The sequence below is a fragment of the Kitasatospora sp. NPDC127067 genome, assembly GCF_042724755.1.
Taxonomy (GTDB): Bacteria; Actinomycetota; Actinomycetes; order Streptomycetales; family Streptomycetaceae; genus Kitasatospora; species Kitasatospora lactacystinica.
Window position 1 is genome coordinate 1 of record NZ_JBHXEM010000155.1, and the last position, 18,553, is coordinate 18,553.

At 75.9% G+C, this 18,553-nt stretch carries 13 protein-coding genes; 8 read left to right on the plus strand and 5 right to left on the minus strand.

The features are described from left to right. Positions 1-79 precede the first annotated feature (79 nt). The gene (locus ACFWJ4_RS36480; RefSeq protein WP_380552303.1) at positions 80-1,051 is read right to left on the minus strand and encodes a hypothetical protein; all 972 of its coding nucleotides are present in this window, start codon (positions 1,049-1,051) and stop codon (positions 80-82) included. A 201-nt stretch (positions 1,052-1,252) separates the two neighbouring features. Between ACFWJ4_RS36480 and ACFWJ4_RS36485 the strand changes: the two genes are divergently transcribed. After that, positions 1,253-2,095: an arylamine N-acetyltransferase gene (locus ACFWJ4_RS36485; protein WP_380552306.1), complete on the plus strand. Its 843-nt coding sequence runs from the start codon at positions 1,253-1,255 to the stop codon at positions 2,093-2,095. A gap of 97 nt (positions 2,096-2,192) precedes the next feature. Here ACFWJ4_RS36485 and ACFWJ4_RS36490 read toward each other — a convergent pair whose 3' ends face one another. Further along, complete coding sequence (locus ACFWJ4_RS36490; RefSeq protein ID WP_380552309.1) at positions 2,193-5,036, minus strand: M48 family metalloprotease; 2,844 nt, start codon at positions 5,034-5,036, stop codon at positions 2,193-2,195. After that, entirely contained in the window at positions 5,033-5,530 is a 498-nt protein-coding gene (locus ACFWJ4_RS36495) for a hypothetical protein (protein WP_380552312.1), read from the minus strand. Before ACFWJ4_RS36495 ends, ACFWJ4_RS36490 begins: the two co-directional genes overlap by 4 nt. 283 nt (positions 5,531-5,813) lie before the next feature. Between ACFWJ4_RS36495 and ACFWJ4_RS36500 the strand changes: the two genes are divergently transcribed. Both ACFWJ4_RS36500 and ACFWJ4_RS36505 read left to right on the plus strand, forming a co-directional pair. Further along, positions 5,814-6,452, plus strand: coding sequence for an ATP-dependent Clp protease proteolytic subunit (locus tag ACFWJ4_RS36500; RefSeq protein ID WP_359906292.1), 639 nt, complete (start codon positions 5,814-5,816; stop codon positions 6,450-6,452). 1 nt (position 6,453) lies between these two features. Further along, positions 6,454-7,056, plus strand: coding sequence for a ClpP family protease (locus ACFWJ4_RS36505; RefSeq protein WP_380552315.1), 603 nt, complete (start codon positions 6,454-6,456; stop codon positions 7,054-7,056). A gap of 70 nt (positions 7,057-7,126) precedes the next feature. Here ACFWJ4_RS36505 and ACFWJ4_RS36510 read toward each other — a convergent pair whose 3' ends face one another. Beyond that, positions 7,127-7,621 (minus strand): helix-turn-helix domain-containing protein, encoded by a 495-nt coding sequence (locus ACFWJ4_RS36510; protein ID WP_380355003.1) that lies wholly within the window; start codon positions 7,619-7,621, stop codon positions 7,127-7,129. 154 nt (positions 7,622-7,775) lie between these two features. Between ACFWJ4_RS36510 and ACFWJ4_RS36515 the strand changes: the two genes are divergently transcribed. The 5 genes from ACFWJ4_RS36515 to dpgD all read left to right on the plus strand — a co-directional run bounded on the left by ACFWJ4_RS36515 (position 7,776) and on the right by dpgD (position 14,625). Further along, a complete protein-coding gene (locus ACFWJ4_RS36515; RefSeq protein ID WP_380552318.1) occupies positions 7,776-8,420 on the plus strand; it encodes a tetratricopeptide repeat protein in 645 nt (214 codons plus the stop codon). Positions 8,421-8,715: 295 nt separating this feature from the next. Continuing rightward, positions 8,716-9,762: a DUF4190 domain-containing protein gene (locus ACFWJ4_RS36520; RefSeq protein WP_380552321.1), complete on the plus strand. Its 1,047-nt coding sequence runs from the start codon at positions 8,716-8,718 to the stop codon at positions 9,760-9,762. Between the two features lie 237 nt (positions 9,763-9,999). Further along, positions 10,000-12,129, plus strand: coding sequence for a hypothetical protein (locus tag ACFWJ4_RS36525; protein ID WP_380552324.1), 2,130 nt, complete (start codon positions 10,000-10,002; stop codon positions 12,127-12,129). Between the two features lie 14 nt (positions 12,130-12,143). Then, positions 12,144-13,694: a hypothetical protein gene (locus ACFWJ4_RS36530; protein ID WP_359906310.1), complete on the plus strand. Its 1,551-nt coding sequence runs from the start codon at positions 12,144-12,146 to the stop codon at positions 13,692-13,694. 64 nt (positions 13,695-13,758) lie between these two features. Next, positions 13,759-14,625 (plus strand): enoyl-CoA-hydratase DpgD, encoded by an 867-nt coding sequence (dpgD, locus tag ACFWJ4_RS36535; RefSeq protein ID WP_380552327.1) that lies wholly within the window; start codon positions 13,759-13,761, stop codon positions 14,623-14,625. A 48-nt stretch (positions 14,626-14,673) separates the two neighbouring features. On the opposite strand, the gene ACFWJ4_RS36540 is transcribed toward dpgD, so the two are convergent. After that, the coding region (locus ACFWJ4_RS36540; RefSeq protein ID WP_380552329.1) for an amino acid adenylation domain-containing protein at positions 14,674-18,553 on the minus strand (3,880 nt) is incomplete at its 5' end.

Below are 18,553 nucleotides of genomic sequence, written 5' to 3' on the forward strand. Positions count from 1 at the left end.
CCCAGGACCCGCCGGGGGCGGCGTCGTCCGCAGGGGTGACGCACGGGCGGCGAAGGGGAGCGGCGACGGCCCGCCGGCGCTACGGGGGGTTGCCGTTGGCGGCGAGGCGGGCGCTCATGTCCGCGTGGGCGCGCTCGGAGCGGGTGTTGGCCGGGTCGTGGACGAGGCGCAGGTAGTCGTAGAGGATCCGCACGCACGCGTCGCGGGTGGAGCAGGGCGCGTCGGGGGCCAGGTCGAGGCCCCTGGTGATCTCCATCAGCCGGCCGTCGGCCGCGGCGTACACCGGGTGCCAGACGAGCCGCACCGCCGGGTCGAGCGCCATGACCACCCGCAGCTGCGGCACCTCCTGCGCGATCAGGACGCTCTCCGGGTCGTAGGCCCGCAGGAAGATGTGGACGGGGCCGCGGGCGCGGCTCACGAAGGCCTTGGACAGGACGTTCCACATCGGCGTCTTGAGCATCCAGTCCGGGGTCAGGGCCAGCCGGTCGACCACGCCGCCGAAGGCGGTGGCCTCCAGCGGGGTGTGGCCCTTGGCGAGGGCGTAGTCGCTGATCTCCCGGCCGCCCGACCACAGGGCCAGCGTCGGCGTGTCGATCTCCAGGTGGTCGCCGACGACCTTCACCAGCTCCTGGTACCAGCTGTTCGACGCGCGGTGGTCGCGCTGGTCCTGGCGTTCGGTGAACCGCGCCATGGCCTCGTCGTTGAGCCGTCCCTGGTCGGCGATCCCGCCGAGGACGAGCTGCCAGGCGATCTCCGTGACGTCCCCGGAGAAGCCCGCCCGGGCCATGTCCTCGCGGAACGTGCCCCACTCGCCGTGCCCGGTCGGGTCGGCGGCGTCGCGCCGTGCCTGCTCCCTGACCCCGGGGGCCTCCTGGCGCTGCAGCCGGCGCGTCACGGCCGCGTTGCCCACCGTCCGCTGGAGGGCGGCGAGTTCGGCCGGGTGCGGCGCCCTGCCGGGGGCGGCGGGCACCGCGGCCGGGCCCGGCGTCGTGCGCCTCCTCGGTGCGGCCCCGGGCACCGGCGGCACCGAGTGTGTCACGGCCTTGCGCACGCTTCCCGGCCCTCCCGTTTCGCCGTCCGGCCCCCGGCCGTCGAGACTACGGCCCCGGCGCGGGCGTCCACGAGGGCCGAAAGGGCAGAGCGGGGGCAGCGCCCGGGGGCGATGCCGACCCGTGGCCGCGCCCGGCCGTCCGGGTGGACGTAGGACCAAAAGCCGATGCCCCCGCGCCCCGCACCCCGGTGGAATGGCCGGATGGATCACGCGCCACACCACGAGCAGCCCCCCGCCGGCCTCACCGCCGGCCTCACCGCCGCCCAGCGGTCCGCCTACCTCGACCGCATCGCCCTCCCCGACCCCGGAGCGCCCTCCCCGCAGGCCCTCGCCCGGCTCCAGCTCGCGCACCTGCGCACCGTCCCGTTCGAGAACCTGAGCATCCACCTCGGCGAGGGCGTCGACCTCGACCCCGCCGCCCTGCGGACCAAGGTCGTGACCCGCCGCCGAGGCGGCTTCTGCTACGAACTCAACGGCTCCTTCGCCGAGTTGCTCACCTCACTCGGCTACCGGGTCAGCCTGCTGGCCGCCCGCGTCTTCGACGGCGAACGGCTCGGCCCGCCGCTCGACCACCTCGCCCTGCGGGTGGACCTCGACGAGCCGTGGCTGGTCGACGTCGGCTTCGGCCGCTTCAGCCGCCACCCGCTGCGCCTGGACGAGCGCGGCGAACAGGCCGACGCCGAGGGCGCGTTCACCCTCGTCCCGACCGGCGGGCACGGCGACCTGGACGTCCTGCTGGACGGCGCGCCGCAGTACCGCCTGGGCCCGCGCCCGTACGAACTCGCTGACTTCGCCCCGACCTGCTGGTGGCAGGCCACTTCGCCGCACTCCCACTTCACCCGCTCGACGACCTGCTCGCTGCCCACCGCGGACGGCGGCCGGGTGACCATCAGCGGCAACCGCCTGATCACCACCACCCCGGACGGCGGGCGCACCGAGCGGACGCTCGCCGACGACGAGGCCCTCGCCGCCTACCGCACCCGCTTCGGGATCGCGCTGGACCGACTCCCGGCCCTGCCGGTCCTGCCGGTCTCCTCGGGCTGAGCGCTCGGCGGCCGCTGAGCGCTCAGCAGGAACAGGCCGCGGCCGGCCCCGCCCGCCCGCCGGCTCGGCGAGCCGACCGACCGAGCGGGACCGCCCCTCAGCCGTCGCCCTGCCCCGAGGGCCGAGGGCCGGTGATGCGGACCAGGTCCGGCCAGTACCGCGGCCCGTCGCTCTCGATCCGCCGCACGACGGGATCGATGGCGCCCAGGGTCGCACGGAGCCCGTCGACGACCTCCGCCAGCACCGTGTCGGCCTCGCCCGGCTGCTCCTCGCGGTCGCGGTCCATGACCTGCGCGCAGTGCTCCCCGGCCCGTCGGGTCTGCTCCAGCGCCGCCCACCACGGCCGGTCCAGGCCGGAGTCGGGGATGTGGAGGTGTCCCAGGGCGGTCCCGGCGGCGCGGTGGAGCGTGGTGCAGATCCCGGCGAAGCGGCTGCCGTCGAACCGCACCTGCTCGCCCGGATGCTCCCGCGCCGTCCGTTCGAGCACCTGGACCTCGTCGGAGAAGGCCTGGTACCCGTCGATGAGCGCCAGGATGTCCTGCTTACCACCGACCAGGTACCACATCAGCAGCTGGAAGACGCGCACCCGTTCGGACCGGGCGTCGGCCGGACGCTGCACCGCGAGCCCGCCCACCGAACCCGAACCCGAACCCGACGCCTGCACGGCGACGGGCCCCAGCGCCAGCGCCCCGACGAGGACCCCGGCGAGCACCGCCCGCCGGGGGCCGGAGCGCGCCACCCGGTCGGCGGTCTGCGGCCCGTCGCCCCGCCGCCGGACGAGCGCGAGCGGCAACCGCACCAGCGCCGCGGCCATCGCCGCCCCGAACAGCGCCGGCAGCACCGGGCCGGCCAGCACCTGCACCAGCGGCCAACTGCCCCGCGGCACCCACAGACAGCTGTCGCCCATGGTCCGCAACGGCCCGAGGCAGCCGTCCACCGACATCAGCAGGAACACCGCCACCAGCGCGCACGCCTGGGCGACCCCCGCCGCCACCAGCGCCCCGACGAGCCACAGCCGCCGGGACACCAGTGCCACGACCACCGCCGTGACCACCATCCCCGCCCAGATCGCGACCGTCAGCCACCACACGTACCGCAGCGCGAACCCGCTCCCGCGCTCACCCAGCGGCGGCCGGTCCGCGTACAGCGCCGCCTTGACCGCCAGCACCCCGACCACGCACAAGGCACCGCCCAGCAGCCCGCGGCGCAGCGCCCGGCCGAGCCCCCGGTGCCCGCCGAGCAGCCACAGCAGGTACGGCAGCGCCCACAGCGCCCCCGCGGCCGCGGCGAAGGCCACGGTGCGCCCGTCCGTACCGAGACGCGGCAGCACGGCGGCGATCCACCCCAGCTCGGCCCGGTGCCGCTCCCACCCGTCGGGGAACTGCTGGAGCAGCACCTCCCGGATCCCGCCCTGGACCAGGAAGTCCCCGGCGGTGTACAGGTGGCCGCCCTTCGACCACCAGGTCAGCCCGGCCGCGGCGACCAGCACCGCCGCCGCCAGCGCCATCACCGCGGCCACCCGCCCGCGCCCCGGATCCAGCCCCAGCCGGGCGCACTGCACCAGCCACGGGACGTACGCCAACGCGCCGAGCAGCGGCACCAGCAGGGCGATCGGATGCTCCGGGAGCCAACCGCCGCCGGCGGTGATGTCCACGGTCAGCTCGCCGACCACCAGGCCGGCGCCCAGCCACAGCCCCGCCCGCAGCCCGTCCGGCCCGGCCGTCCCGCGGTGCGCCGCGTACGCCGTCGACCGCCAGGCCGCCACCGCGAGGATCGTCGCCGTCGGCACGGTGGCCAGCCACACCCCGACCGTCCCGTCGGCGAACGGGGGCAGCAGCAGGGGGACGGCGATACCGGCCGCGCCCACCAGGAACGTCTGCAACGGCGCCAGGGTGAACAGCGCCGCCGGGTCGTCCAGCGCCCGGCGCCGCTGCGCCCAGGTCGGATGCGACCGCCAGAGGCGGCCGAGCCGGGCGGCCGGGCCCGCGGGGTCGCGCACGTCCCACACCCGCCGGTCGGCGCCGAGGGCGACGGCGTCCGCGTCCGCGTACAGCTCCCGGTGGCGCAGCGTGTCGGCGCGGGCCAGGACCACCAGCAGCGCCATCCCCAGCGCGGTGGCCGTCTGCCGCACCAGCGGCGCCCGCCCGGCCGGCCAGAACACCCGGTCGGCGCCCACGAAGAGCCCGAACTCCGCGCCCACCAGCGTCCCGCCGACCACCAGCACGAACGGCAGGGCCACCAGCAGTGCGAACACCCGCCACAGGGCGGTGACCGCGTACCCCAGGTCCACGTCCCGGTTGCGGATGTGTGCGAACTCGTGGAGCACCACGGCCCGGAACCCGGCCGGATCGCTGTGCCGGCTCACCGAGAGCCCCGCGTACAGGCACACGGTGCGCCGGCGCGCGTGGCCGAACGCCACCGCCCCCGGGCCGAGCCGGCGCGGGTCCACCACGAACTCCGGTACCACGGGCAGCCGGGCCTGCCCTGCCAGGCGCTCCAGCTCCTCCCGCAGCTGCCCGTCCACGGGCACCAGCCGGCGCGAGCGCCGGCGCCAGCGGGGCAGCAGCAGGTACAGCGTCGCGGCCGCGGCCAGCACCAGCGCCAGCGCGACGGGCACCGGCCACGACGGGTCGTCCGGTCCGGCGGCCAGGCAGGCGCGCAGGGCCGGGTCCGTTCCCGGGGCGACTCCCAGTTGCGCCAGGAAGTCCCCGTTGGGGTCGAGCCCGGCGGCCAGCTTGCAGGCGTACTCCGTCGCCCTGCCCTTGCGGACCAGCTCCAGCATGGTCGTCAGCATGTGGTGGCCGGCGACGACCATGGACAGCAGCAGCAGGCCGAAGCGCAGGGCGGTTCCGGCGGGCAGTACCCGTGGGTCGAGGGCCGGCGGGACGGCGGGCGGCTCCGGTGGCATCGGTGGCACCGGCGGCGCGGCGGGTGCGCTCACGCCGGTGGCTCCGGGAGGAGCGGTGCGCCGGACCCGCGCCCGGCCCCGGAGCCGGGTTCCGCCGGGGGAGCGGGCGCGCCCGGCTCCATGGCCAGCCGGGCCACCACGCAGTCCGCGAGCGCGCCGGCGGCCGGCTCGTCGAACCCGGCCTCGCGGGCACCCGTGCGCACCCGGGCGTGGACGGCCGCCAACTGCCGCTCGTCCAACGGCGGTACGGGCGGCTCCACCACGGGCCGGGCGCGCCCGCGCCGCCACAGCCGCCGCAGCCCGCCGCCCGCGCGCCTCACGCCGGCACCGACCGCGGCCCGGCACGCCTCGTCCACCGCCATCCACACCACCGGGGTGGCCAGCGCGGCCGCCTCGGCCAGCCCGAACCCCAGCGGCTCGCCGCGCTGCCGGCGTCCGAACAGCGCCACCACCTCCTCGGAGGACAGCCCGTCCAGCCCCCGCAGCAACGGCAGTTCCTCCGGCGCCAGCCGTGTCACCACATCCACGACGACGTCCCGAACCGATCCGGCCATCCGCCCGACCTCCCAGCTGATCTTTCGTCAACTGATGGTGTGCTGGCGGAACTTACCCCAGTCGGAGCTTCGTCATCCAGGAAGTTTTCCGACCGTGCCCTGCGGACGGGCCCCGGGTCCGGCGGCGCGGCAGGGCGTCGGCCCCCTCTGCCCTCGGCGAATCCGCCGCGGGCAGAGCGGCCGCATCCGGGAGCCCTCCCGGGGCGAGAGTGGAGTGGACGGCGAGTTCCGCCCCCCGCCTCGACAAGGAGACCCGATGGCCCCGCTCACCACGCCCCCGCCCCGCGCGGCGGAGGGCGACACCCCGCCCAGCGCCTTCGACGACCACCTCGCGGCGCAGCTGCTCGCCCAGCGGATCGTGCTGCTCGGCACGCAGGTCGACGACGTGTCGGCGAACCGGGTGTGCGCGCAGCTGCTGCTGCTGTCGGCGGAGGACCCGCGCACCGACATCAGCCTGTACATCAACAGCCCCGGCGGCTCGGTCACCGCGGGTCTGGCCGTCTACGACACCATGCGGCTCGTCCCGAACGACGTCTCGACGCTGGCGATGGGCTTCGCCGCCAGCATGGGCCAGTTCCTGCTCACGGTGGGGGCGCCCGGCAAGCGCTTCGCCCTGCCGAACGCGCGGATCATGATGCACCAGCCCTCGGCGGGCATCGGCGGCACCGCCGCGGACATCGAGATCCAGGCGGAGAACCTCCAGTTCACCAAGCGGGCCATCGAGCGGATCACCGCCGAGCACACCGGGCAGAGCGAGGAGACCATCGCGCGCGACGGCGACCGGGACCGCTGGTTCACCGCCGAGCAGGCCAGGGAGTACGGGCTCGTGGACCGGGTGGTGGAGTCGGTCGCCGACATCCGCCCGGCCGCCTCCCGCCGACGGATCGGACTGTGACATGGGCTCGTACACGGTTCCCTACGTCGTCGAGCGCACCGCGCAGGGCGAACGCACCTACGACGTCTTCAGCCGGCTGCTGAACGAGCGGATCGTCTTCCTCGGCACCGAGATCGACGACTCGGTCGCCAACGTGGTCATCGCCCAACTCCTGCACCTGGAATCGGAGAACCCGGAGCGGGAGATCTCGATCTACCTCAACTCGCCCGGCGGATCGTTCACTTCACTGATGGCGATCTACGACACGATGACCTTCGTGCAGGCGCCGATCTCCACCTTCTGCGTCGGCCAGGCCGCCTCCACGGCGGCGGTGCTGCTGGCCGGCGGGGACCCCGGGCGGCGGTTCGTGCTCCGGCACGCCCGGGTGCTGCTCGGTCAGCCGGCCAGCGGCGGCCGGCGGGGGACGGTCTCCGACCTCAGCCTCGCGGCCAAGGAGATGGTCCGCATCCGCGCGCAGGTGGAGGAGGTCCTGTCCCGGCACACCCACCACGACGTGGCGACGCTGCGCGCGGACATGGACCGGGACAAGGTGCTCTCCGCCGAGGAGGCCGTCGCCTACGGGATCGCCGACCAGGTGCTGAGCCGGCGCTTCGCGTCCGGGTGAGCCGCGCGCGGCCGGGCGACGGCAGGGGGCGAGCCCTGCCGTACCCGGCCGCCGCGGTGCCGCGCCGCGGTCAGGCGACGAGGCAGAGTCCGTCGTACCGCCCCGCGGGCGAGGTGCGGCCCCGGCCCGCCAGGCCCTGGCCCGTCCGGCCCACCCGGTTCCGGTCCACCAGGCCCTGGTCCGCCAGGCCCTGGTCCGCCAGGCCCTGGCCGACCCGGCTCGGGGCGTAGCGGGCCAGTTCGTCCTGGGCGAGCGAGAGCAGGTCCGCGAGGCCGAGCCCCAGCGCCCGGGCGGCCGCCGCGAGCACCTCGGAGGAGGCCTCCTTGCGCCCGCGCTCCAGCTCCGACAGGTACGGCATCGAGATCCGGGCCGCCTCCGCGACGTCCTTCAGCGTGCGCTCCTGGGCGAGCCGCTCGCGCCGCAGCACGTCGCCGACGACGTCGCGCCACAGCGGCTCCCTGCGCGCGGGCGTCCGCGGGGGGCGGGACTCCCCGCCGGACGCGGGCGGCGAGGCGTGCGGGCGCAGGGGGATGACGCGGGCTTCGTTCGGCGCTTGAGTGCTCACCCCCTCAGCCTAGGGACCGGGGGCCCGGGGGGAAGAGCACGGCGTTCTGCCCTGGGTGAATCCGCCCCTCCCCGCCCGCGCGGGCGCCGCCCGGTGGCCGGGTGCTCACCCGCAGGACACCGGACTGTCGCAGGCCCGTGGTAACCATGGGGCCGTGGACACCACGGAGCCGTCGCCGCTGCCCCTGCCGCCCCTGTCGCCCGCCGCCGAAGCCGCGTTCGGGCGCGGGCGCGAGGCCGCGGACGCGGGGGAGTGGGAGCGCGCCCGCGACCTGTTCGAGGAGGCGGTCCGCGGCGCGGGGCCGGAGCTGCTGTGGCATGTCGTCGAGGCCTGCGGTGAGAGCGACGAGGCCGCGTTCTGGATGCGGCGGGCGGCCGTCTCGGAGAGCGAGCCGGGCGGCATCACGGTGGATCCGCACACGCTGCCCATCGAGCGGACCCGCCCCGGCGCTGTTCCCTGCCAGGTCTTCGGAGTGGCCGTCAGCTGCGACGACCCGGCGCGCGCGGTCGCGGCGCTCACCGCCGCCGAGCCCCGGCTCATGCTGGTCTTCGAGGACGGCCGCGAACTCTCGCCGGAGGAGGCCGAGGACGCCTGGGACGAGGAGATGCCGCCCTACAGCCCCAACTACGCCGCCGTCGACGCCTCGATCCCGTACGTGCGGATGGACTGCAAGGGCCTGGTCCTCCCGCACATGGCCCGCACCGTCCTGCGCATCGTCGCGGACGAGCTGCGCAGGGCCGGGGTGCGGCGGGCGCACCTGTTCAGCCCGGAGCTCCCGGACGACCGGGACGGGTCCTGAGGCGTCGTCCTGGGCCCGGAGCCGCCCGTGGACCGCGGCGTCGGGGCCCGGGCCGGGCCCCTGTATGTTGATCACTCGCCGATCCTGTCGGTGTCCCGTCCCAGGGGGTTGACGCGCGGGCCCGGCACGAGGTGGCGGCCGTTTCGCACGGGGCGGGTCGCCGCCGCCGGGAGCCGGGAACGACCCGAAGGAACCCGGGAACGCCCCGGAAGGACCCCGGAGGAACCCGGGAAGGATCCCGCCCCGGGGCCGGACGGCAGCAGCTCATCGTCTCGACGTTTCCGAAGGATCCCGCATGACCGTTCCCGTCCCGCCCGACAGCAGCCCGCAGTCCGCCGAGGAACCGGCTGCCACCGACCCGTGGGCGCCGCTGACCCCGGGCCAGGGCGAGACTCCGGCCCCCGCGTCCGTCACCGCTCCCGCTCCCGCCGGGGCACCCGGCGCGCCGCCCGCCCCGGGCACGGCGCCCGCGCCCGGCGTGCCGTACTGGCCGCCGTACCCGATGCCGATGCCCGCCCCGCAGCCCCGCAACGGCCTGGGCATCGCCGCCCTGGTGCTCGGCATCGTCGGTGTCGTCCTCGGCCTGGTCGTCATCCTGTTCTGGCTGTCCTGGCTGCCGGCCCTGCTCGCCGTCGTGTTCGGCGCCATCGGCCTGGGCTACGCGCGCAAGGGCACGGCGACCAACCGGGGGATGGCCCTGGCGGGCGTGATCCTGGGCGTCACCGGCCTGCTGGTCTCGGTCGGCGCCGGGGTGCTCGTCGTCTCCCGGGTGCAGGCGGTCAACGAGGAGCGGCGGGCCGAGGCGGACGCCGCGCGCGCCCGCTCCGAGGCCGCGACCAAGGCCGCCCAGGAACGGGCCGCCCAGGAGAAGCAGCGGATCGACGCCGAGCTGAAGCGGATCGAGGCCGAGAAGGAGAAGGCGGCCGCGGAGGAGCGGGCCCGGCACCTGTCGTTCGGCCAGACCTACACCTACGGGGACGGGCTGAAGGTCACGACGGCCGCGCCGGAGCCGTACTCCCCGCTCCTGACCGTGTACCAGCCGCCCAAGGACGCCACGATCGTCCAGCTGAGGATCACCGTCGTCAACACCGGATCCCAGGAGCTCCCGCTCAACGGATCGGGACTGCCCACGGTCAGGGACGCCAAGGGTGCCCTCCTCTTCTCGCTGAGCGACGGGAGCGACAAGCTGAAGCTCATCACCGGCTCGCTGGCCCCGGGCCAGGAGGCCACCGGCGTGTACGCGTACGCCCTGCCGAACGGCACGGACCGGATCTCGGTCGAGTTCACCTACGGCCTCCTGCTCCAGCGCAAGACCGTCGCCTGGACCGGCCCCATCGGCTGACCCGGCGCCGCCCCCGTCCCACCGGCACCACGGGCATCACCGGCATCACGGGCACCACGGGAAACACCCTTCCCACCAGCCCGCCCCCGCAGGAAATCTGACGGATTATCAGGCGAGTCACGAATTGGCAACCGAGGTCCGGGTCCGCGGCGATACACCTGTGGCGGACCGACCGGTTCCCCTATTCTCCATCCGGCGCGGCGCACTCCCGCCGCGCCGGAGGACAGGGGGGTCGCGGTGGTTCTGGACGGACGGGCGGCTGTGTTCAAGGCCGTCGTTCCCTCGCTGGTCGGCCTCGAACTGTCGGGGCCCGAACCCGGGGGCGGCACCCGGCTGCGGATCCCGGCCGGGATCCCCCTGCTCATCGAGTGCTCCGGCGGGCGCCTGACCGGCAGGACCACCCTCCTGAAGACCCTGGAGGTGCGGTACGCCGAGCGCCTGCCCCAGGCCTACGCGGACCTCGGGCGCGCGGACTTCGGCCGCCCCGGCCTCGCCCTGCCCGCCGAGAACGAGGCCCCCCGGCTGAGCAACGCCTCCCACACCTCGGACCTGCTCTTCCACCTGCGGTACGAGCTGAGCCGGCGGGCGAGCAGGTTCGGCGCGGGCCTGTCCTTCCCCCGGCTCACCCAGGGCCTGCTGGCGGTCACCAGCTGGCAGGCCGTCGGGCCCGGCGAACTGGAGGCCGCCGGGCGGCGCCTGGAGAGCCTGCTGCGCGAGAGCCAGCCCGACGCCCAGGCGCGCCGGGACAAGGTGGCGGGCTGGACCAGACAGGTGGCCCCGAACCTCGGCACCGTCGTCGGGCTTGGCCCCGGGGTCAACGAACTCGTCGCCTCGCTCGCCGACATCGTCGCCACCGAACTGCTCGGCGCCCGCGCCAACAACAAAGGCCTGCGCTGGTGGGCCGAACGGCGGGTCAGCGCCCAGGGCGAGGCGAACGTCCAGCTCTCCGAGCTCGCCCGCGGCTTCCGCGGCAACCCGCACGACCGCGGGCGCGCCGAGCGCCACCTGATGGCCGCCCTCCTGGCGGACATCGACGACCACTACACCTGGGCGCGACTGAAGAACCGGGTGCCGCGCCCGCTGCTGCTCCTGGACAACGCCCACACCCCGCTCGGCCGCCCGGTCCTGGACATGCTGACCGAGGTCTGGCACGAGGAGACGGTCCGGACGCGGCCGGGCGTGGTCGTCACCGTCCTGGCACCGGAACCGGCCACCCCCGACCCCGAGAGCACCACCGCGACGACACGCAACGCCACCGGCCCGTTCTGGCGCGAGGACCGGCCGCAGACACCGGCCGGCTGGACCCTGCGGCTGCCGCTGGCCCAGCTGACCCTCGACGAGGTCACGTGGATGTTCGGCACGGACCACCCCGGGCCCGACGTCGCCCAGTTGATCCACCGCCTCAGCGCGGGCCGGGCCGGCATCGCCCACGTCCTGGTCCGGGCCGTCCGACGGGCCGTGCGCCTCGGGCAGAGCCCCGACCCGCGTACCCTGTTCGACCTGCCCGCCGAGGACGAGCCCGGCACGCCGGCGCACGAGCGGCTGCTGCGCCTCCTGGTCCCCGACGACACCGCCCGGGAGCGCCTGACCAACTTCGCCCCGGCGCTCGACGAGGACGCCGCCCACGCGCTCGACGCCCACTACCCGCCCGGCGACAACGGGACCCTGCGCGTCCAGACGACCAGACAGCTGCTGCAGCACGACCACTGGGGCGCCCACCCGTGGCCGGGCACCGGCGCGCCGTTCGTCGGCGACCCCACCCTGCGCGCCCTGCTCGGCCACCGCCTGGTCACCGCGCTCGACGCGACCCCCGGGGCCGAGCGGTGGCACGACATCCACGAGACCCTCTGCGACCGCTACGCCCCGCAGGCCGCCGCCCCGCAGACCGTGGCCCCGCAGACCGCGGCCCCGCAGGCCGCGGCCCCGCGCAACGCCGCCCCGCCCGACGACCGCTTCCTGCACCACTCCCTCGCCGTCCTCGACACGGGCACCGTCGTGCGCGCCCTCCACCGGCGCCTGGCCGGCCACGACACGGCCGGCTGGCTCACCGCCCTCAACCTGGTCTGCGCCGCGCCGCACCCGCCCCGGAACCTGACCGCCCTCGCGGCCCAGCCCGAGGACTGCCCGGCCTGCGGGGGCGCCGGCACCCCCGTGCACCAGGCGGTCGAGTTCCTCGTCGACGCGCTGTGGCAGCAGTCGCACCCGCTCGCACCGCCCGACGAGCGGCTGATCGGGAGCGTCCAGCTGCAGCTGCTCACCCTGGCCCAGCTCGCCGGGGCCGCCCACCAGACGGTGTTCTTCCACGCGTACGAGACCTGGCCGCAGCTCCTGCGGCGCTGGGTCCAGGCCCCCCACCTCCCGATCTGAGGAGACCCCCGACCATGAGCGTTCTGCCCGACGGTCCCCTGAACCGCGCGCTGGCGGCCGTCCTCGCCGCCGCCGTCCTGGCCGCCGGGGGCTATCTGGGATACGAGTACCTGCTGGTCGACGACCCCTCCTGCGCCCCCGGCGTGGAGCGGCGCGGGGACCGGCACGAGTGCGTCGGCGTCACCGACGGCGCCTACGTCTTCACCGACGAGCTGAAGCAGGTCACCGCCCGCATCAAGGCCGAGAACGACCGCGTGGCCGACAGCTCGCCCGTCACCGTCGCCCTGATGATCCCCATGACCTCCGCCGCGCCCGCCGAACGGCGCGAACTGGTCGAACAGGTGCAGGGCGCCTACCTGGCCCAGCACTGGGCCAACGACGACCGGAACAAGAACAAGCGGCAGCCCCCGATCCGGCTGGTGCTGGCCAACCCCGGCCGCGGCTACCTGCAGTGGCGCGCCGTCGCCGACCAGCTGGCGCAGGCCGCGGCCGACGGGAAGCAGAACCTGCGGGCCGTCACGGGCATCAACATCAGCATCGCCGAGACCGAACAGGCCGTGCGCTACCTCACCGCGGACAAGCACATCCCGGTCGTCGCCGGCCCCATGACCGCGGACGACATCAAGAACACCGCCGCCGACCCGCGCCGCTACCCGGGACTGGCGCGCATCGCCCCCGGCAACGCCGACCAGGCGGGCGCCCTCACCTCGTACGGGGCGGCCATCAAGCCCGAAGAGGCCCTGGTGATCGAGGACACCCGCGACAACGACAACTACCTCGCCACCCTGCGCCAGACCTTCGAGAAGCTCACCAAGGGCGCCCCCAACGCCCCGGAGACCTACCAGTCGCCGCCCGACTTCAACGACGAGGGCAACCTCGCCAACGACTTCCACCAGATGGTGCCGAGCATCTGCACCTCCGCCGCCACGACCCTCTACTTCGCCGGCCGCCCGGTCCAACTGCGCCAGTTCCTGGTCGAACTGGGCAACCGGAAGTGCAACAAGCACTACACCGTCGTCACCGGCTCGCACGCCTCCACCCTGATGGTCGACGAGAAGTTCGCCGACAAGTGGGACGCCCTCAGCACGGGCGCCGGCATCACCGTGCGCTACACCGCCCTCGCCCACCCCGACACCTTCGGGGAGAAGAGCACCGAGGGCCCCGGCGGCTCCAAGGCCGCCTCGAAGGAGCTGGCCGACCTGCTGGGCGAGCCCGACACCAAGGCACCCGACGCGATCGGCCCCGCCGACCTGCGCGACGGCCGCGTGATCATCACCTACGACTCGGTCTCCACCGCCGTCGCGGGCATCCGCAACCAGACGGTGGGGAACGTGAGGACGCCCTCGACGGACGACGTCGTCCAGAGCTGGCGACGGCTGCACGGCGACAACCGGGTCGACGGCGCGAGCGGCTGGATCTGCCTCGACCAGTACGGCAACCCGTACAACAAGGCCGTGCCCGTCGTCCACCTCGACCCGGTCACCAGGAACGCCGTCCTGGACACCCTCGCCTGGCCCCTCGGCCACGCCCCCGACCCCAACTGCTCGATCGGCAGCGACGGCTGACCGGGCCGCGGCGCCGCGGCCCGGCCTGCGTCCGACGGCCCGCGCCCACCGATAGCCTGCCCGCGTGGACCCCGCGACGCCGCCACCCGCGGCACAGGAACCCGCAGCACCGCAGCCCGCGACATCGCAGCCCGCGACGGACCGGCCCGTGCTCTACGAGCGGGCCGGCCACGTCGCACGCGTCACCCTGAACCGGCCCCACGTCCTCAACGCGATGGACCGGCGGATGCACGCCGAACTCGGCGCGGTCTGGGACGAGGTCGAACGCGACGACGAGGTGCGGCTGGTCGTGCTGACCGGCGCGGGCGAGCGCGCCTTCTCCGTCGGACAGGACCTCAAGGAACGGGCCCGGCTCGACCGCGAGGGACACCCGCCGACGAGCTTCGGCTCCCGGGGCCAGCCGGGCTCGCCCCGCCTGACCGACCGCTTCACGCTGTCCAAACCCGTCCTGGCCCGGGTCCGCGGCCACGCCCTCGGCGGCGGCTTCGAACTCGTCCTCGCCTGCGACCTGGTGATCGCCGCACAGAGCGCCGTCTTCGCCCTGCCCGAAGCCGCCCTCGGCCTGATCCCCGGCGCGGGCGGGGCCTTCCGGCTGGCCCGGCAGATCCCGCTCAAGGCCGCGATGGGCTACCTGCTGACCGGCCGTCGGATGTCGGCCCACGAGGCACTGGCCCTCGGACTGGTCAACGAGGTCGTCCCGGACGACCAGCTGGACGCCTGCGTCGAGCGGTGGACGGCCGACCTGCTGCGCTGCGCCCCCCTGTCCCAACGCGCCCTGAAGGAGGCCGTGCTGCGCTCGGTCGACCTGCCGCTGGAGCAGGCCTTCACCACCCGCTACCACTGGGAGCAGGTCCGCCGGGCCAGCGAGGACGCCCGGGAGGGGCCGCGCGCCTTCGCCGAGAAACGCGCACCCGTGTGGCGCGGGCGCTGAACCGGCCCCCTCCGGGGCCGCTCCGACGCCCGCGCCGGCGCGACCCGCTCAGCCCCCGCCCCCGCCCTCGCCCTCGCCCCGGCCCCGGCCTTCGCCCTCACCGCCGAAGGCCGACTCGAACTCGTCGATGTCCTCCTGCCCCAGCGAGATCAGCGAGAAGTCCGACGGGGTGTGGCCCCCGGACCCCTCGGCGGCGTGCCGCACCAGGCCCTCCAGCACCGCCCGCCAGCGCCCGGCGAGATCGCCCAGCTCCGCCCCGGTGAGCAGCCCGCCCGGCGACTCCAGGACGAAGCCCAGCTCGGGCCCCCCGGGCAGGTCCCGCGCCGAACCGTTGATCTCCAGCACGTGCCGCAGCGGCGTCGACGGGTCCACGCCGCCGTCGGGCACCGGGCGCTCACCCGCCGGCGTCCACGCCCGCGCGGACACCCCGGCCGGCGCCCCGGCCGGCACCCCGTCGGCACCGGGGACGTCCGCCTCCCCGCCGGTACCGCCGAACCGGCCCAGGTAGTTGAACCCGATCTGCGGCTGCGCCAGCGGCTCCAGCACCGCCCGCGTGGCCGGGTTCACGTACCGCAGCAGCCCGTACCCCAGACCGTCGCCCGGCACCTGCCGCAGCTGCTCCTTGACCCGCTTGATCAGCCGCGCCGCGTCCGCCCCGCCCGCCCGGACCTCGGCCGTGTCGACCGGACCGGGCTCCAGCCGCACCGGATGGACGGCGGTGAACCAGCCGACCGTGCGCGTCAGGTCCATGTCCTCGGCCAGCGGCACCCGGCCGTGCGCCTCCCGGTCGATCAGGAAGCCCTCCGGGGCCCGCCCGCCGCGCGCCCGCAGCCACTCGTCGAGCGCCGCCGTCAGCCCGGACAGCAGCACGTCGTCGACCCCCGCGTGGTAGGCCGCGGGCAGGGCCGCCAGCAGCGCTCCCGCCATCGGCGCCGGAACGGTCAGCTCGGCGCGGGACACCCCGCCCCCCACGGTGTCGGTCCGCGGGTCCAGCGCACGCCCGGCGATCGGCGGCTCGACCCGGTCGAGCACCCGCCGCCAGGCCGGCAGCTCGTCCACCGTCCGCTGCGCCCTGGCCCGCTCCGCCAGGGCGCCCGCCCAGCGGCGGAACGAGGTCGGCTCGGGGGCGACGGCCGCCCGCGCCGCGTCCGCGCCCCCGGCGGTCAGGGCCGTGTGGGCGAGCGCCAGATCGGGCATCAGCACCCGCCAGGAGACCCCGTCGATCACCAGGTGGTGGGCCGTCAGCAGCACCAGGGCGCCCTGCGCGGCGCCGCGGTCGACGAGCACGGCCCGCAGCATCACGCCGTCCCGCGGCGCGAGCGCGGCCTCGGCGGCCGCGGCCTGCTCGTCGAGCAGCGCGTCCAGCCGCGCCCCGTCCAGGCCCGCGGCCTCCACCCGGGTCACCAGGTCCGCCGCGGCGACGGCCGGGGCCGCGCCGGGCTCGGGGACCACCAGCCGCCCGTCCGCCTCCTCCAGCCGCGCCCGCAGCACGTCGTGCCGGTCGAGGACGGCGTGCAGCACGGCGGCCAGCAGCGGGGGCGTCAGACCGGGCGGGGCGGTCAGCACCATCGACTGGCTGCCCGCGCGCGCGGCCGAACCCGTGCGGGCCGCGATCTCGTGCATCACCGGGGTCAGCGGCACCGGGCCCCAGGGGACGTCCTCGGGGCGCGCCGCCCGCTCGGCGTCGACCGGCTCGGCCACCCGCGCGAGCTCCGCGGGCGTGCGCAGCTCGAAGACCTGGCGCGGCGTGATCGCCAGCCCGGCCTTGCGGGCCCGCCCCGCCAGCAGCATCGAGGTGATCGAGTCGCCGCCGAGGCCGAAGAACGAGTCCTCCGCGCCCACCCGTTCCAGGTTCAGCACCTCGGCGAAGAGCCGGCACAGCAGCTCCTCCGCGTCGGTGGCCGCGGCGCGCCCGGCCGCCGGGCCGGCGAAGACGGGCCGCGGCAGGGCGGCCCGGTCGACCTTGCCGTTCGCCGTCACCGGCAGCGCCTCCAGCACGGTCACCGAGGCCGGGACCAGGTAGTCGGGCAGCTTCCCGGCGAGGTACTCCACCAGCGCCCGCGGCTCGGGCGGCGCCTCCCCGCCGCCGGCCGGCACCGCGTACCCGGCCAGCCGCTTGCGGCCGTCCGCGTCCTCGACCGCGACCACCAGCGCCTGCGCGACGCCCGGGTGGGCGGCGAGCACGGCCTCGATCTCGGCCGGCTCGACGCGGAACCCGCGGATCTTGAGCTGCTTGTCGGAGCGGCCGAGGAAGAGCAGCTGCCCGTCCCGGGTCCACTGCGCCAGGTCGCCGGTGCGGTACATCCGCGCGCCCTCGGGCTCGCCCTCGGCGGGGAAGGGGCAGGCGACGAAGCGCTCCGCGGTGAGCGAGGCGCGCCCCAGGTAGCCGCGCGCCAGCCCGGCCCCGGCGAGGTAGAGCTCGCCCGTCATGCCGACCGGCACGGGCCGCAGGAACGCGTCCAGGACGAACGCCCTGGTGTTGTCCATCGGCAGGCCCAGCGGCACCGCGTCGGGCACCGCGTCCGGGTCGGTGAAGGGCAGCTGGGTGGCGAAGGCGGTGGACTCGGTCGGGCCGTAGGTGGTGCGCACCACCAGGCCCGGGTGGGAGCGCAGCAGCGTCCGTACGGCGTGCGCGGAGACCACGTCGCCGCCGGTGGACACCTCGCGCACCCCGGCGAAGATGTGCGGGGCCTGCTCCGCGAGCACCCGGAAGTGCCCGGCCGTGGCGTGCACGCTGGTCACCTTCTGGTCCGCGATCAGCCGGCCGCGCTCGACCGTGTCGATGTCCCCGGGCGGCACCAGCACCAGCCGGCCGCCGTGCAGCAGCGTCGTCCAGATCTCGTAGGTGGAGGCGTCGAAGGCGTGGTTGGCCTGCACCAGCACCCGTTCGAGGGTCTCGGCCGACCAGCACCCGTCCAGGCAGAACGCCAGGACGCTGCCGTACGTCACCGCGACGCCCTTGGGCAGGCCGGTGGAACCCGAGGTGTAGACGACGTACATGAGGTTCTCCGGGCGCACCGGCACGGCGGGGAAGGCCGCGCCGTCCCCGTTCGCGGCGGGGGAGCCGGGCGAGCCGGGGGCGTCCGGGCCCGCGGGGGCCGGCTCCAGGAGGAGCACCTCGGCGCCCTCGAACAGCGCGGCGTCGGCCAGGCCCCGCCGCGCGTTCGGCCCGTCGACCAGGACGACGGCCGCACCCGCCTGCGCCGCCGTCGCGGCGAGCCGGGCGGCCGGGTGCCGGCCGTCCATCGGCAGGTACGCCGCACCGGCCTTCACCACCGCCAGCAGCGCGGCGATCAGCTCGGGCGAACGCTCGGCGACCACGCCCACCAGCGTCTCCGGGCGCACGCCGAGCGCGGCCAGCCGGCGCGCCAGCCGGTTCGCCCGCCGGTCCAGCCCGGCGTACGTCAGCTCGGTGTCCCCGGCGACCACGGCCACGGCCCCGGGGGTGCGGCGCGCCTGCTGCTCGAAGAGCTCGGCGAGCGTCGCGCCGGGCAGCTCGCGGCGGGTCCGGTACCCGGAGCCGTCCAGTTCGTGCCGCTCCTCGCCGGTCAGCACGTCGAGCCGGCCCAGGGGCACGTCCGGGTCGTCCGCGACCTGGCGCAGCACCAGGAGCATCCGGTCGACCAGGCCCCGGGCGGTGCGCTCGTCGAACAGGTCGGGCCGGTAGTCCAGCCGGACCTCGATGTCGTCGGTCGGCGTGACCACGATGGTCAGCGGGTAGTGGGCGGCCTCCTCGCCGCCGCCGGCCGAGACCCGGATGCCGGCCGGGCCCCGCAGGCCGATCCCGGACGGACCGCCCGGAGGCTCCCGCCCGTCGCCGGGCGGCGGCCCCAAAGGCTCCCGCCCGTCGCCGGGCGGCGGCCCCATCGGGCCGCCGGCCTGCTCCCCGCTGCGCAGCGCCGTGCCGCCCCGGCCCTCGCCCGGGGGC